Here is a 12993-nt window from a genome sequence, read left to right on the forward strand (position 1 = left end):
TAACAAAAGGGTAAGCCTCCTAATATAACTTAAATATATTAACACGAAAGGGTATCTGACGTCTTCTATAATTTTCATGTTTAAAAGAAAAGAGTTCGTCTTATTGAACTACATACCAATAATACATTCGCTGCATGCCTTCTACTTTTAAACTAATAATTCATACAACTATAACTACTAAAATCATTCATCCTAGATATACACCATTTATTCACTTTTTTTATAATTAATATACAGACCATTCTTTTATACACGCAACTTGCTTTCCATTTATATTTTCAACATACTTTTTTACATTAGCTAACTTATATAGCTCTGGGAAAATTTCTTTCGCATAACGTTGATGTGCCATTTCATCTTGCCAATAAGATAGAACTACATAACGATTTGAGTTTGTAATCGATCTTCCTACAACGCCACCTAACATTCCTTCTACATGTTCCATCCCTTTATTCCAAATCGTTTCTTGTACATGTAAAAAATGTTGCTCATTTCCACTCTTCACATCACAAATTGCGATTCTTACAAATGAACCTTTAGCAATTGCATCCATAAAAGGAATACTTGTTATGTCATATAACGTTTGAAATTTCTCTATTTCACATGAAACATATGTATCCTCTTGATTACTATTTAAAAAAATTGTATCGTGTACTCCATTCATGAATGCTTGATACGTACTCATACTTTCCCAAACAGAAAATACACAAGCTTCATCTTCATCCCAGCCTCCGAATTGTCCATAAAATCCCTCTAGATTTTGTAAACCTCTCCATTTCTCTTGTGCCTCTGAAAACAAACCCTTTTTCTCTTTTTCTACCTGACAAAATATCGTTTTTAATAACATATAGATCCCCCCTAATTATATATTCCGTATTCCTTTTGCAATGATTGCTATTTCTTCACCTACTATTTAAAAAATCAAACACTTTTATTTACATAATAAAATTACAATCTATTCAATTGTTTTTTAAAAATACTGATTCGCTTCTTTTATCATCCAATCTCCCAGTAACTCTAAAAAAGACAAAATCTCTGTTATGTCGTCTATAGGATTAACTGCATATTGCAGCGCTTTCCTCATATTTTGTTCTTGCTCTGGAAAATGCTTACTAAACAACTCATACGCTGGATGAAGGTCTCTCGAATAAAGTCCTTCTTTATCAATTGTTAATGCTAATCCTGCTCTAACTATGATTTTCATAATCCAGCGGCAACAATCTAATATATCTTCCCTACCTTTATTATGAATTAATTCTTTACATGCTTGTTCAATTTGTGGCTGTAAATGTATAAGATGTTCACGTGCTAATTCTCGACTTACTTTACATTTAGGTAGCTGTGATCTTATATCTTCACCGAGTATACATACTCCATGTGTTTGAATCATAAAACTTATAAACGACAAACGACTGGAATGTAACACTTCTTCAACATCATAAAAACTTAATTCCACCCCAGATATACAATCAAATTTTTGGAGCACTTGTTGTTCTATACTTTCGATCCATTCCAAGTCTAGTGCCTTCGGATCTTTTCGAACTAATATAATTGTATCTATATCTGCAATCCCCTCTATTCCAATCCCTCTTGGAACAGACCCCCTAATGTAAATGCTATGGAGGTCATCCTGCAGCATATGAAAACATATATCCTGTACTTCTTGTATAACTTTGAGAAAGACTGGTTGAATATTATTCATATGTGAATCATTAATAATGTATCCTTTGTCATCTACAGGACAAAACCGACCTATTTTCTTAATAATTGACAATCAATCAGCCCATTTCTATATAAAGTGTTATATACAAATTAATTATAAATCAAAAAATTAAGAATAAAAACAAAAATACATCTTATCGTAGTATGATTATAATGCATTTACTAAATAACCCAATAAAAGGAGTATGTTGACAATGAAACTCGCATTCTCAGTAACTGATTCAACTCATATTCAAAAGATTGAAGCAGAAGGTTTGAAACTACTAAACGAATTACAAAGCTTCATACCTTTATTGCGTGAAAGGGTTACATTTCTCTTACGATTACATGCAAAAGAGTTCGGATTGTTATCTTAAATAATAATAGGACACAAACAAAGTAATCATCCTGTTTATGTCCTATTCCCCTGATATCTTAATCTACTCTTCAAACAAGTAATACATATTTTCCCCTGGATAATGTAATACAATTACCTTCCTATCTCCTTTTTGAAATACTACAGTATGCCCATCTTCTCCAAGGTTTTCCCATCCTTTTGCTTTTGATATAGGCATTAGACTTATATATTGATAATGTGCTTGATTTTCATCTTCAATATGAATAGCTGACATAGAAACTGGAAAATCTTTAATCTTTGATTCTTTCGTCATAAATATTAGCGCTAATAGCCCTCCTAAAACTCCTACCATAATAATATTGGAGTATATTTTCCGTCTCTTTTTCTCCATCAAAATCTCATCCTTATATGTTAATAAAAGTAAAATCCTTTAATGTTTTATCGATTTTTACCATACAATGCCATTTATTATTGGACATTTATTTCACAAATCTTTTTTTCGACAAAATATAACAATTTTCAAACGTATAACTTGTTATTATAGATTGAAACATCTCATGTTTTGCATATTAGGAGGAATTACTAAATGAAAAAATTGTTTCATAAAAAATGGTGGCTTTGTCTTTTTAGCACGCTGATAATTGCCAGCATTGGAGTCATTGTTTTTTTGAACTACACGAAAGAGAAAAAAATTCAAACTACTAAAGAGCCTATCGATAAAAAAATCTATCAACAAGAATTAAAATCCCAAATTGATTTACTTACTACAAACTACGATACTATCGTGGAACAGGAATGGTTACCAACATGGACTGAACTAAATTCAAAATCAGGTAACATAAATACAACTGAATTACTGGATAAAATGAATAATATAGCGAACCAATTCAACGAGATTTCTAAAAAAACGGAAACATTTAAGGCTGAAGAAAAAATGAAAGACCCTGCACTGAAGCAGAAAATAAATCATTTTAAAACCGCGTTTATAGCCGCTTCAAATTGTATGGAAAATGCCGCATTATCTATTACGCAAGGCTTAAACAATGAGAAACCCTTAAAAGATAGTTTAGAAAATGCTACGCAATCTTTAGGTCTTGCTGATCAAAATATTGTCATGGCTTTATCTACGTTAGCTGAACTAGAAGGCATATTAGGGATAACCAAAAAATAAATTGACGACATCATTCCCTTCCATTTTAAAAGATAAAAATTTTGTTCAAAATTATTTTCCAATAAAAAATGATTGCAATTCATTTATAAGGAACCTATAATGTTGTTTATTGATTATGTATAAACCATTTCATATCAATATAATTAAGTTTTTAATCACATAATTCGGATGAACCATTCAGGAGAAGATCAATTGATCTACCGACGGGGCAAAAAGTTGATGACTCAACTTTGAAACTCTCAGGTCTTGGTTACAAGTAGAACTGCATGGGGACGAATCTCTGGAGAGACTCCCTCTCGCCTATCATATAGTGCAGAGGAAACAGAGCACCGAAGGAGCAAATCCGCTTATATTAGCGGATAATCTCTCAGGTAAAAGGACAGAGACAAGCGAAAGAAAACGCCGATTTGTATCGGTTTATTTTTCTATTCCTTGTTTCTCCAGAGACCATTTCATTTATGTGAAGTGGTTTTTTATTTTTTCTAAAAGGAGAATAAAGATGGAGACAGTAAGTAAAGTATTAGAACAAATCAATCACTACGTATGGGGATTACCGACCTTATTCCTTCTAATCGGAACTGGAATCATTCTCACAGTGCGCCTAAAAGGTTTACAGTTTAGTAGACTATTATACGCTCACAAACTAGCATTTCGAAAATCAGAAGACACATCTTCTTTGGGAGATATTAGTCATTTCCAAGCACTCATGACAGCAATGGCCGCAACTATTGGGATGGGAAATATAGCCGGTGTCGCAACAGCTGTTACAATCGGTGGGCCAGGGGCAATATTTTGGATGTGGATCACTGCCTTGTTCGGTATGGCCACGAAATATGCAGAAGCAATCCTCGCGGTAAAATATCGTGTAAGTAATGAAAACGGCGAATATTCCGGTGGTCCAATGTATTACTTAGAACGTGGTTTAGGGAAAAAATGGCTTGCTATTTTATTTGCCATTTTCGGAACAACCGCTTCTTTTGGAATCGGAAATATGGTGCAATCGAATTCCGTTGCAGAAGCTATGAGAATAAACTTTTCGTTTCCCCCTGCTTTAACTGGTATATTAATGGCTTTCTTAATTGCGATTGTTATTTTAGGTGGCGTAAAAAAAATCGGGAAAGTCACTGGATTTTTCGTTCCACTTAAAGCTTTCTTTTATGTAATTTCTGGTCTCATTATTATTTTTTATCACTTTGATCAAGTCCCCGAAGCATTTTCACTTATTTTTTCTGGTGCATTTCAAGGTACTGCAGCGGCTGGTGGTTTTATCGGTGCAACCGTTGCTTCTGCTATTCAAATTGGGATGGCACGCGGAGTATTTGCCAATGAAGCAGGCTTAGGAAGCGCTCCAATTGCTGCTGCTGCTGCAAAAACAGATTCACCTGCCAAACAAGCGCTTGTGTCAATGACAGGAACTTTCCTCGATACCTTTATTGTTTGTACAATTACTGGTTTAGTATTAATTACAACAGGTGCTTGGAAATCTGGAAAAACTGGTGTTGAAGCAACAACGCTCGCTTTCCAATCTGTATTTGGCGATACTGGTAGTATGATACTTGGTATTGCAATCATATTATTTGCCTACTCCACTATTTTAGGATGGTCTTATTATGGTGAAAAATGTGTAGCTTATTTATTCGGACAAGGTGCTGTGAAATACTATAAAGCCATCTTCATTGTAATGATTGCAATTGGTGCCAACTTAAAACTCGGAATCGTTTGGACATTTGCTGATATCGCAAACGGACTTATGGCTATTCCAAACTTAATCGGTCTAATTGGATTAAGTGGTGTTGTGGTAGCAGAAACAAATCGTTTCTTACAAGCTGAAAAACTCAAAACATCAAATAAAAAAATAGCAAGTTAATCAACATTTAATGCGAAGGGTATCCCATATAGAAATAGGATACCCTTTATTTGTATTATTTCTTTATTTCGTAACATTACTTTGCAAAATTGATAATTCCATTACTTTTTTTAAATACTTTAAGTTTGATGTGAAAACCTCAGGAGCATACCAATTTTTATAAGCATTCGGACATTCGATCTCATCAATACTTGTATTCTCTCTAACTAATAACGTTAATTTCTCCATGTACTCTATCACTTTTCTCAAGTCTGTTTTTACACCTACAGGGCCATGTCCTGGTACTACCTTTTCAATTTCAAATTCCTCAATCATTTCTAACATACCCTTCCATTCTTGAAGATTAGATTCTTCAAAAAAAGTAGGATGTGATTTCACAAATAACAAATCACCCATAAAACAAACCTTCTCTTTAGGTAAGTAAAGAATCGTATCACAAACGGAATGCCCTCCGCCTAACGTAATTAATTTTGCAGTTCTCTCAGAACCATGTATAGTAAATTCATTTTGGAAAGAATATTGGGGTAATACAAGTTGCAATGTAGGTAATGAAATCGCTAACTGATTTAAGAGTGAAATCTGTTTTTGTAAGCCTTCATCATTGGTTTGAATGAATTGATCTTGTAGGGATTGTATATATGTATGTAAACCTTCTATGTCTTGTTTCTGCTTATCAATTCTGGAAGGATGAATTTCTGCCATTTGCTCGTATGTTTTATGACTAGATATGATATTACAATTTTTAAAAACTTGATTTCCACGAATATGGTCTCCATGCCAATGACTGTTAATAACCCATGATATAGATTGACCTGTTATTTTTTCTGCTAGCTCTTTTAAATCTGCAGCTGCTTGTTGTGTGTTAAACGTATCAAAAATAATCGTTTGATCTCCTATATCAACAAAACCGGCATTGGCTAAGGAGCCTCCTTCTTCTTTTGCAATTGCCGCGTAAATACCATCATTTAATTTCTCAATCGTAAAATGTTCGCTACTACATTCTTTATACATTTCTTTCCTCTCCTTCTATTCTCAGTGTATTTGAATACTAAGCTATTATTTTCTCCATTAAGATTTTTGTTCTGCATGTAAATAAAATACAAAGTCCGTCATAGTAGATGGATAACCTAGCTGCCGCAACATAGCTGTTATATTTCCTCTATGATATGTTCCATGATTTACAACATGCTGCACTAATTCAGATACAGAGGTTTTTAATCTTCCAGCGTATGGATTATCAAGTAGAATTACCTGATTCATATCCTTTTGTTTATCCAAAAACACTTTATACTGCTGCGTTACTTTGTGGAACAGACTTTTCAATTCATCCATTGTTTTGTTTTCGGCTTGCTCTTGTAACTCCTTTCCTACCTGTAACGCTTCAGCCATACTTTTACCATTTAAAATATGTAACCATACACAATCCACTACATAAATATGAATCAGTACCTTTTCTATAGAAGGAAATACACTTTGAACTTCTTGATAATACACCTCTTTAGGGAGCTCCCTTAGATGCTCAAGTATTCTTTTATTTGCCCATGTATGATAATCAAATTGTTTTATCATATATTGTTTCATATTCTATTCTCCTTTCCTTATTTTCACGTAACTACATTCTTACCTCACAAAATATAAATCTAATTTCTGAGATTCTACCTCCTTATCCGCCTTAACAATACCAATCTCCTCTATTCTATTCGTTAGCACAGATTTATATTTTACATACGTTTTAAACTCGCCTTCAAAAGGGAACGGTGTAATACGAATCGTTTCTTTATCTAACCACTCTGCCTTTAATCGTTCATTTGTGTTCTTATTAAAAGTTTCAGTTCCTTCAAATCCCTCTTTAAATAAATCAATTTCTTTTTCTTTTTTTACACCAGGTTCATTCATACAAGCATATAACGATAGCTCATCACAAAACTTTAAAAGTTTATAGTGTATATCGAACATATCATACTGCTCTGTTGTTAACGTTTTCAAAAATTTCTTTTGACGATCCAATTCCTGTTTATAAAACTTTATCATTTCATCGTCTTCTTGATTAAGAGGAAATGATATGAAATGTTTACTACAAAGTATAGCACCATAAGGATTTGTATGTTCAATCTCATTCAACCCTAAGGTATAAAAAACAAATCTCAATGAACTTGGACAATCCATAAACGTATAAGGTGAATTTTTAGCATCATTCCAAATTGGCGTTGTATCTAAGCCAATCCATCCCCTATCATGTTCATAAATCGCATCAATACACTCTTTTAAATATGTTTTATCTTCAAATACATCTTTTCTAAATTTTTTTGCAAATTCTCCTGCCAAAAAACCATGATCATGCTGCCGAATTACTATTAATTCTTCTAGCTTTGTGCGAATAATCATTATAGAATCCTCCTTACTTCTATTTTATATATCGATTGTACTATAATCTATATATATCCTCTTTTTTCAAGAAACAATTCAAATAAATTCCTTCATACTTTGCAGGGATTCCTCCTCTTTCACCGAAATTAAGATAACAATGCAATCCTATCAATATTTTACATTAACAAAAATTTCTCTATCATATCACTCATTCCAAAAATAGACTTAGACAAAAAATTAATATGAGGTGAAAAAAATGAACAAAACTGAATTAATTAAAAGTGTAGCCCAAACTGCCGATATCTCCCAAAAGGAAGCTTCAGCAGCTGTCCAATCTGTATTTGATACAATTGCGAATGCTTTACAAACTGGTGACAAAGTGCAACTTATTGGTTTTGGCACATTCGAAGTACGGGAAAGAGCTGCACGTACTGGCCGAAACCCACAAACAGGTGAAGAAATTCAAATTGCAGCTGGTAAAGTTCCTGCCTTTAAGGCAGGAAAAGAATTAAAAGAAGCTGTAAAATAATACCCAACTATAATCTGTGTTATTAAAAATAGGATACCACTTATATAAAATGTATCCTTTGTAAAGGGAATTTTTTAAAAAAGGCTATGCTACATCAAGAAAATGATTTCTGTATTGTGATCTTATCCTTGTCAAGTAGACAGTAAAAGATTAGGTGTCTTTTCATTAAGCAGCCTTAGTTCCAAATTCAGTAGGACTAAGGTTGTTTAATTTTTTGGGGAATCGTTTGTTATTGTAATACCTCATACATCTTCCTCACTTCGCTCTGAACCCTGAGCTGGGGATGCGGGATAAATTGGAATTGTTGGATTAGTTTTTCCGCCAAGCAAAAGAGGAAGGAAACCTATTACGTTTCCTTCCTCTAATAAAATTATATTTTAGTATATTTCAACTAAACTTGGATTCTAAAAAAATCAATATTAATTAAACAATACAATAATGGTGAAATTTTCAATTAACAATTATCAAACTTTTTTAGTTTCTGCTTTTAAATAAGGTATAACAGTTTCTTTATCTTCATAACTCTTCAAAATTAATCCCTCGTCTGAATGTTCTAATACGGTTTCTAAAGGAATAGGAATCTTTCCATTTATTGTTGTAATAATGTAGTTTGGTGTCGCAAATCCAGTAGTATGTCCTACTAATCCACGCATAATTTCTACACCTTTTTCAAGAGACGTCATAAAATGAGAAACACCTGTTACGTTATCACAATGGTATAAATAATAAGGTCTAACTCGGATTTTTAGTAAAGCCTGTACTAATTGCTTCATAGTATCCAAATCATCATTAATCCCCTTTAGAAGAACACTTTGATTTTGTACAGGCACACCATGTTTTAAAAGTAAATTTACAGCATGTGCTGACTCTTTTGTTACTTCTTTCGGGTGATTAAAATGTGTATTTAGCCAAATCGGATGATATTTCTCTAACATTTCACAGAATTCTTTCGTTATTCTTTGAGGTAATAATACTGGATAACGAGACCCAAATCTTATAATTTCTACATGCGGTATACTGCGTAATCTTTTTAAAATACTTTCAAGCCTTCTATCTGAATAAGTTAAAGGATCGCCTCCCGTTAACAATACATCTCGAATTTCGGGATGGTTTTCTATATATTCAAAATCAATTTCATATCCTTCGGCCTCACTTCTTTCAAAATATGTTCCATCTAAGTCAGTAGTATGATATTTCCTTGTACAATGACGGCAATATACTGGACATTGATCTGTAATTAACATAATAATCCTATCTGGATATTTGTGAACAATTCTGTTTGTTACACGGTACTTAGTATCTCCAACAGGATCCACATCGGAATATTCATTTATCATAAATTCTCCGCTCGATGGAATTGCTTGTTTTCGGATTGGACACGATGGATCATCTTTATCCATTAATGATGCATAATAGGGAGTTACTGCCCATCTATAAATTCCTTCACATCTTTTGATTGCCTGTTCTTCCTCAGGTGTCACATTAATATATTGTTTAAGTTCCTCAATTTTTTGTATTCTATTACGAAATTGTAAACGCCAATCATTCCAATCCCAATCTGTTTTCATGTATTAAATACCTCCTCAAAATTATTCAGTTCATATAAAAATTTTTTCAATTTTCATTTCCTAAACTTATCTACAGTTACTCTTTAAAATCACCCCCCAAACAAAATACAATTCCCACACATTTCATCATTTAAGTATTTCTCTAATAATTTTTAGGGTTTTTTCAATATCATTAGATGTAACGCCTAAATGTGTAACCGCTCTAATTCTTCCATGTCCGAGTTCAGCTATATTTAGTTTGTAACTGCGAGCTTTTTCAACAAATTCTTGCCAAGTAAAACGCGGATCGACAACTCGAAAAAAAACTATATTAGTTTCCACCGCTTCTAATTCACATTCTATTCCGTCAATTCGAGATAGACCTTGGGCTAGTTGACGTGCATTAAAGTGATCCTCAGACAATCTATCTACCATTTTAGTTAATGCGATAATACCAGGTTTAGCTATAATACCAGCTTGTCTCATTCCTCCACCTAGCATCTTACGAAGACGATATACTTTATTAATGAAATTATTATCACCGACCACAATTGATCCTATAGGAGCTGCTAAACCTTTTGATAAGCAAAATTGTAATGAATCTGTATATTGCGCAATTTCTGCCGGCGAAATATCTAATGCGACTGCAGCATTAAATATTCTTGCTCCGTCCATATGAACCGGTAAGTTATTACTCTTTGCAAATTCTTTTAGTTCATTTAGATATTCTAAAGGCAAAACACGCCCCCCCATACGATTATGAGGATTTTCGACACATATTAGCGATGGTAAAGCAAACTGAGGATCTTCCTTATCTATTGGAATCGCGTTTTCTAAATCAGCTATTTCTAATCGACCATCCGGTTGAGTTTTAATTTTTTCGTACATAATTCCACCACAAACAGATGCACCAGCTGCTTCATATATGTATATGTCTGATTCATCTCCAACTAAAACTTTTGAACCTCTTGGACAATGTGCCATTATTGATGTCAGATTAGCCATTGTTCCACTTGGAACAAATATAGCTGATTCTTTTCCGAATATTTTTGCAGCAATTGATTCCAATTCTTTAACAGTTGGATCTTCTCCGTATACATCATCTCCAAGATCATTTATGGAGACACCTTGTAGCATCTCAAGTGTCGGTAAAGTAAATGTATCACTACGTAATTCAATCATTTGTTGTCCCCCCTATTTAAACATTTATATCTCGCGGATAATTTTGTATAGTGTTTACTGAATAACTTTCTGAGTCCCATGAATAATAAATAGAGAGCTCTCCCCTCAATTGATACAAGTAATTCTTAGCCAAGTGTAATTTCTCTTCATAATCTGGTAGAAAAGGAGACAACATTATTCCTAGACAAGTTCCACTGTGAGCTATAATTACCCCCATACCATCAATTTGTTTATTTATGTAAATCAACTTATCAAGTGTCTTTTTAGGCTGTAATCTTTGATTCATCTCAGCACTTTTTGTAGCAATTCTTCCAATTGTTATGTAATCAAGACTTTTAATAGCATGAGATAACTCATCTAACAAGAATCCATACTCTATTTTCTCTGCTTGATTAAAATGTTTCTCCCTTTTATTAAATTTAATAGTGTCAACTATCCCTCCTTCATCTATACCCACAACAGTAATCCCTGGTACACAACCTAAAAATTCTTTCTTTTCTACTTTTTTATGAAAATATGAGGTTATCCCAGGATACATAACCCCATCAGAGGGTTCTATTTGACGCAAAATCTCTTCAATTTCTCTTATATCTAATTTAATACCGTAGTAATCACTAACAGCTCTTGCGCAGGAAACTAAATCAGCTGTTGAACTAGCTAATCCCTTTCCAACAGGAATTTCACTATAAATATTTACAAATCCACCAGTAGAAATACCTAGATATTTTAATAACTTTACTACAAAAGCTTGTGCTTTCTTTTTTTCATGGGGGAAAACTTTTATTTCTCCCCCATTTACATTTGGCACGTATGTTGCATAAGAATATTTAGTAATGGGGAAAGTTACTAAAAAATCTAATCCCTCTTCCCCATAAGCACCTTGTAAGAGTTCTCCAAATGTACCAAAAGAACAACCTTTACCAACTATTTTTTCTTGAGATATCTGCTTCACCAAATAACCTCATTTCGACTAAATTCTATTAAACATTTACTTCCTCACCCAAATCACTTTTAGGTATTTCTTCCAGTTCATGAATTGAAGTAAACGCAACAAAAACAGAAGAAAAAATAATACCTACACTACCTATAATTAAGGTTGGTAATACCCCAATAATTCCCGCTATAAATCCACCAGCTAAAGCTGCTACTGGAACAATTCCCATAACACACAATCTAATTGAAGAATTCATACGCCCTAATAGATTATCAGGCGTAATGGAAGTTCTTAAACTTCTCTGATTAATGTTATAGACTACTATCATAATGGCATCAATGAGCTGCATTACCATAAGTAAAATTACTGCGGGTATTGTTGGTAAAAATGTTGCTACAGGAATAAGTAATGAAGAAAGTCCTGCTAAAAATAATGCAACTACCATACAGCGTCCAAGTCCTAATTTCCTAGTCATTGGCCCTACAAGAAGTGCCCCTAATAAAGCTCCAGCTCCAGCCATTCCAAATATCATTCCTATAAATACAGGAGCAAGTTTTAATCCTCTTGATACAAATAAGAGATATATTGGCTCTATCAATATCGTAAAGAAATTAAAAATCATTGTTGTAATTACAAGATTTCTAATAATTTTATTTTTAATAACATAACTGATTCCTTCTTTAATCATCTCCATCATGTTGCTTTCTTCATTTTCAACCTTTTGAACTTCTTCTTTTTTCTTAATTCTAAATAAGAATAGAGAAGAAAATAGTAAGGCCAAAGACTGTATTAAGATAGCAAATGGCGCAGTAAATATTTGTATTAATACTCCACCAAGACCTTGACCTACAATGGAAGCAGTTGAATAACTAAATTCTAATTTACTATTCCCTTCAATTAAGTCTTCTTTTTTTACAATAACCGGCAAATAAGACATCTGTCCAATATCAGAAAAAACAGTGTTAATTCCTACAAGAAAAGCTACCACATACAAGATCTCTAAATTTAATACTCCAAAATACATTGAAATAGGTATAGCTAACAATAAAATAGCTCTAACTATATCAGTTGTAATAAGTATTGGTCTAATTGGTCTACGGTCTATCCAGACTCCAGCAACCAAGCTTATTAATAAAACCGGTAAATATTCTATTGCTTGCAAAATCCCCATTTGCAAAGGAGATGCCCCAAGGGTAATAGCTGCTACTAATGGAAGCGCAATTAATGCGATCTGTGTTCCAAACATTGAAATTGTTTGCCCAACCCATAAATTTCTGTAATCCCTATGCTTCCATAATCCTTTATATAATCGTTTCATAAGAATACCCCTTAAATTT

Annotated in this window: 14 protein-coding genes and 1 riboswitch; of the genes, 4 read left to right on the forward strand and 10 right to left on the reverse strand. The window is 33.1% G+C overall.

The window, feature by feature from the left end:
* Positions 1-226 precede the first annotated feature (226 nt).
* Both BPMYX0001_RS24450 and BPMYX0001_RS24455 read right to left on the reverse strand, forming a co-directional pair.
* Positions 227-847, reverse strand: a complete 621-nt coding sequence (locus tag BPMYX0001_RS24450) for a DUF4937 domain-containing protein (protein ID WP_006096869.1) — start codon at positions 845-847, stop codon at positions 227-229.
* 123 nt (positions 848-970) lie between these two features.
* Positions 971-1774, reverse strand: coding sequence for a hypothetical protein (locus BPMYX0001_RS24455; protein ID WP_018780401.1), 804 nt, complete (start codon positions 1772-1774; stop codon positions 971-973).
* A gap of 142 nt (positions 1775-1916) precedes the next feature.
* On the opposite strand from BPMYX0001_RS24455, the gene BPMYX0001_RS33335 reads away from it, so the two are divergent.
* On the forward strand, positions 1917-2078 hold the full coding sequence (locus tag BPMYX0001_RS33335) for a hypothetical protein (RefSeq protein ID WP_006096871.1): 162 nt from the start codon (positions 1917-1919) through the stop codon (positions 2076-2078).
* A 63-nt stretch (positions 2079-2141) separates the two neighbouring features.
* Here the strand turns inward: BPMYX0001_RS33335 and BPMYX0001_RS24460 are convergent, their stop codons facing one another.
* Positions 2142-2450, reverse strand: a complete 309-nt coding sequence (locus tag BPMYX0001_RS24460; protein WP_033799310.1) for a hypothetical protein — start codon at positions 2448-2450, stop codon at positions 2142-2144.
* Positions 2451-2645: 195 nt separating this feature from the next.
* Here BPMYX0001_RS24460 and BPMYX0001_RS24465 point away from each other — a divergent pair, with 195 nt between their 5' ends.
* Positions 2646-3230, forward strand: a complete 585-nt coding sequence (locus BPMYX0001_RS24465) for a hypothetical protein (protein ID WP_006096873.1) — start codon at positions 2646-2648, stop codon at positions 3228-3230.
* A gap of 270 nt (positions 3231-3500) precedes the next feature.
* Positions 3501-3623, forward strand: a riboswitch (glycine riboswitch).
* A 106-nt stretch (positions 3624-3729) separates the two neighbouring features.
* Positions 3730-5097: an alanine/glycine:cation symporter family protein gene (locus BPMYX0001_RS24470; protein ID WP_006096874.1), complete on the forward strand. Its 1368-nt coding sequence runs from the start codon at positions 3730-3732 to the stop codon at positions 5095-5097.
* A gap of 63 nt (positions 5098-5160) precedes the next feature.
* Here BPMYX0001_RS24470 and BPMYX0001_RS24475 read toward each other — a convergent pair whose 3' ends face one another.
* From BPMYX0001_RS24475 to BPMYX0001_RS24485, 3 genes are read right to left on the reverse strand one after another with little or no spacing between them, the layout of a single operon-like run.
* The gene (locus BPMYX0001_RS24475; RefSeq protein WP_006096875.1) at positions 5161-6108 is read right to left on the reverse strand and encodes an MBL fold metallo-hydrolase; all 948 of its coding nucleotides are present in this window, start codon (positions 6106-6108) and stop codon (positions 5161-5163) included.
* 57 nt (positions 6109-6165) lie between these two features.
* A complete protein-coding gene (locus BPMYX0001_RS24480; protein WP_006096876.1) occupies positions 6166-6678 on the reverse strand; it encodes a DinB family protein in 513 nt (170 codons plus the stop codon).
* 39 nt (positions 6679-6717) lie between these two features.
* On the reverse strand, positions 6718-7482 hold the full coding sequence (locus BPMYX0001_RS24485) for a DUF3891 family protein (protein WP_006096877.1): 765 nt from the start codon (positions 7480-7482) through the stop codon (positions 6718-6720).
* Positions 7483-7720: 238 nt separating this feature from the next.
* Here BPMYX0001_RS24485 and BPMYX0001_RS24490 point away from each other — a divergent pair, with 238 nt between their 5' ends.
* The gene (locus BPMYX0001_RS24490) at positions 7721-7993 is read left to right on the forward strand and encodes an HU family DNA-binding protein (RefSeq protein ID WP_033799311.1); all 273 of its coding nucleotides are present in this window, start codon (positions 7721-7723) and stop codon (positions 7991-7993) included.
* Positions 7994-8457: 464 nt separating this feature from the next.
* Here the strand turns inward: BPMYX0001_RS24490 and blsG are convergent, their stop codons facing one another.
* The 4 genes from blsG to BPMYX0001_RS24510 form a co-directional block, all read right to left on the reverse strand.
* Positions 8458-9561, reverse strand: coding sequence for an arginine 2,3-aminomutase (blsG, locus tag BPMYX0001_RS24495; protein WP_006096879.1), 1104 nt, complete (start codon positions 9559-9561; stop codon positions 8458-8460).
* 126 nt (positions 9562-9687) lie between these two features.
* Positions 9688-10722, reverse strand: coding sequence for a low-specificity L-threonine aldolase (gene ltaE / locus BPMYX0001_RS24500; RefSeq protein ID WP_006096880.1), 1035 nt, complete (start codon positions 10720-10722; stop codon positions 9688-9690).
* Positions 10723-10738: 16 nt separating this feature from the next.
* Entirely contained in the window at positions 10739-11674 is a 936-nt protein-coding gene (locus BPMYX0001_RS24505; protein WP_006096881.1) for a GHMP family kinase ATP-binding protein, read from the reverse strand.
* Positions 11675-11702: 28 nt separating this feature from the next.
* Positions 11703-12974, reverse strand: coding sequence for an MFS transporter (locus BPMYX0001_RS24510; RefSeq protein WP_006096882.1), 1272 nt, complete (start codon positions 12972-12974; stop codon positions 11703-11705).
* Positions 12975-12993 lie beyond the last annotated feature (19 nt).

The organism is Bacillus pseudomycoides DSM 12442, from assembly GCF_000161455.1.
Taxonomy (GTDB): Bacteria; Bacillota; Bacilli; order Bacillales; family Bacillaceae_G; genus Bacillus_A; species Bacillus_A pseudomycoides.

Bases quoted from the DNA above. Each gene is read 5' to 3' on its own strand.
- BPMYX0001_RS24460 (WP_033799310.1), bottom strand. From the start codon at position 2,450: ATGGAGAAAAAGAGACGGAAAATATACTCCAATATTATTATGGTAGGA.
- blsG (WP_006096879.1), bottom strand. From the start codon at position 9,561: ATGAAAACAGATTGGGATTGGAATGATTGGCGTTTACAATTTCGTAAT.
- BPMYX0001_RS24510 (WP_006096882.1), bottom strand. From the start codon at position 12,974: ATGAAACGATTATATAAAGGATTATGGAAGCATAGGGATTACAGAAAT.
- BPMYX0001_RS24465 (WP_006096873.1), top strand. From the start codon at position 2,646: ATGAAAAAATTGTTTCATAAAAAATGGTGGCTTTGTCTTTTTAGCACG.
- ltaE (WP_006096880.1), bottom strand. From the start codon at position 10,722: ATGATTGAATTACGTAGTGATACATTTACTTTACCGACACTTGAGATG.
- BPMYX0001_RS24450 (WP_006096869.1), bottom strand. From the start codon at position 847: ATGTTATTAAAAACGATATTTTGTCAGGTAGAAAAAGAGAAAAAGGGT.
- BPMYX0001_RS24490 (WP_033799311.1), top strand. From the start codon at position 7,721: ATGAACAAAACTGAATTAATTAAAAGTGTAGCCCAAACTGCCGATATC.
- BPMYX0001_RS24470 (WP_006096874.1), top strand. From the start codon at position 3,730: ATGGAGACAGTAAGTAAAGTATTAGAACAAATCAATCACTACGTATGG.
- BPMYX0001_RS24475 (WP_006096875.1), bottom strand. From the start codon at position 6,108: ATGTATAAAGAATGTAGTAGCGAACATTTTACGATTGAGAAATTAAAT.
- BPMYX0001_RS33335 (WP_006096871.1), top strand. From the start codon at position 1,917: ATGAAACTCGCATTCTCAGTAACTGATTCAACTCATATTCAAAAGATT.
- BPMYX0001_RS24485 (WP_006096877.1), bottom strand. From the start codon at position 7,482: ATGATTATTCGCACAAAGCTAGAAGAATTAATAGTAATTCGGCAGCAT.
- BPMYX0001_RS24480 (WP_006096876.1), bottom strand. From the start codon at position 6,678: ATGAAACAATATATGATAAAACAATTTGATTATCATACATGGGCAAAT.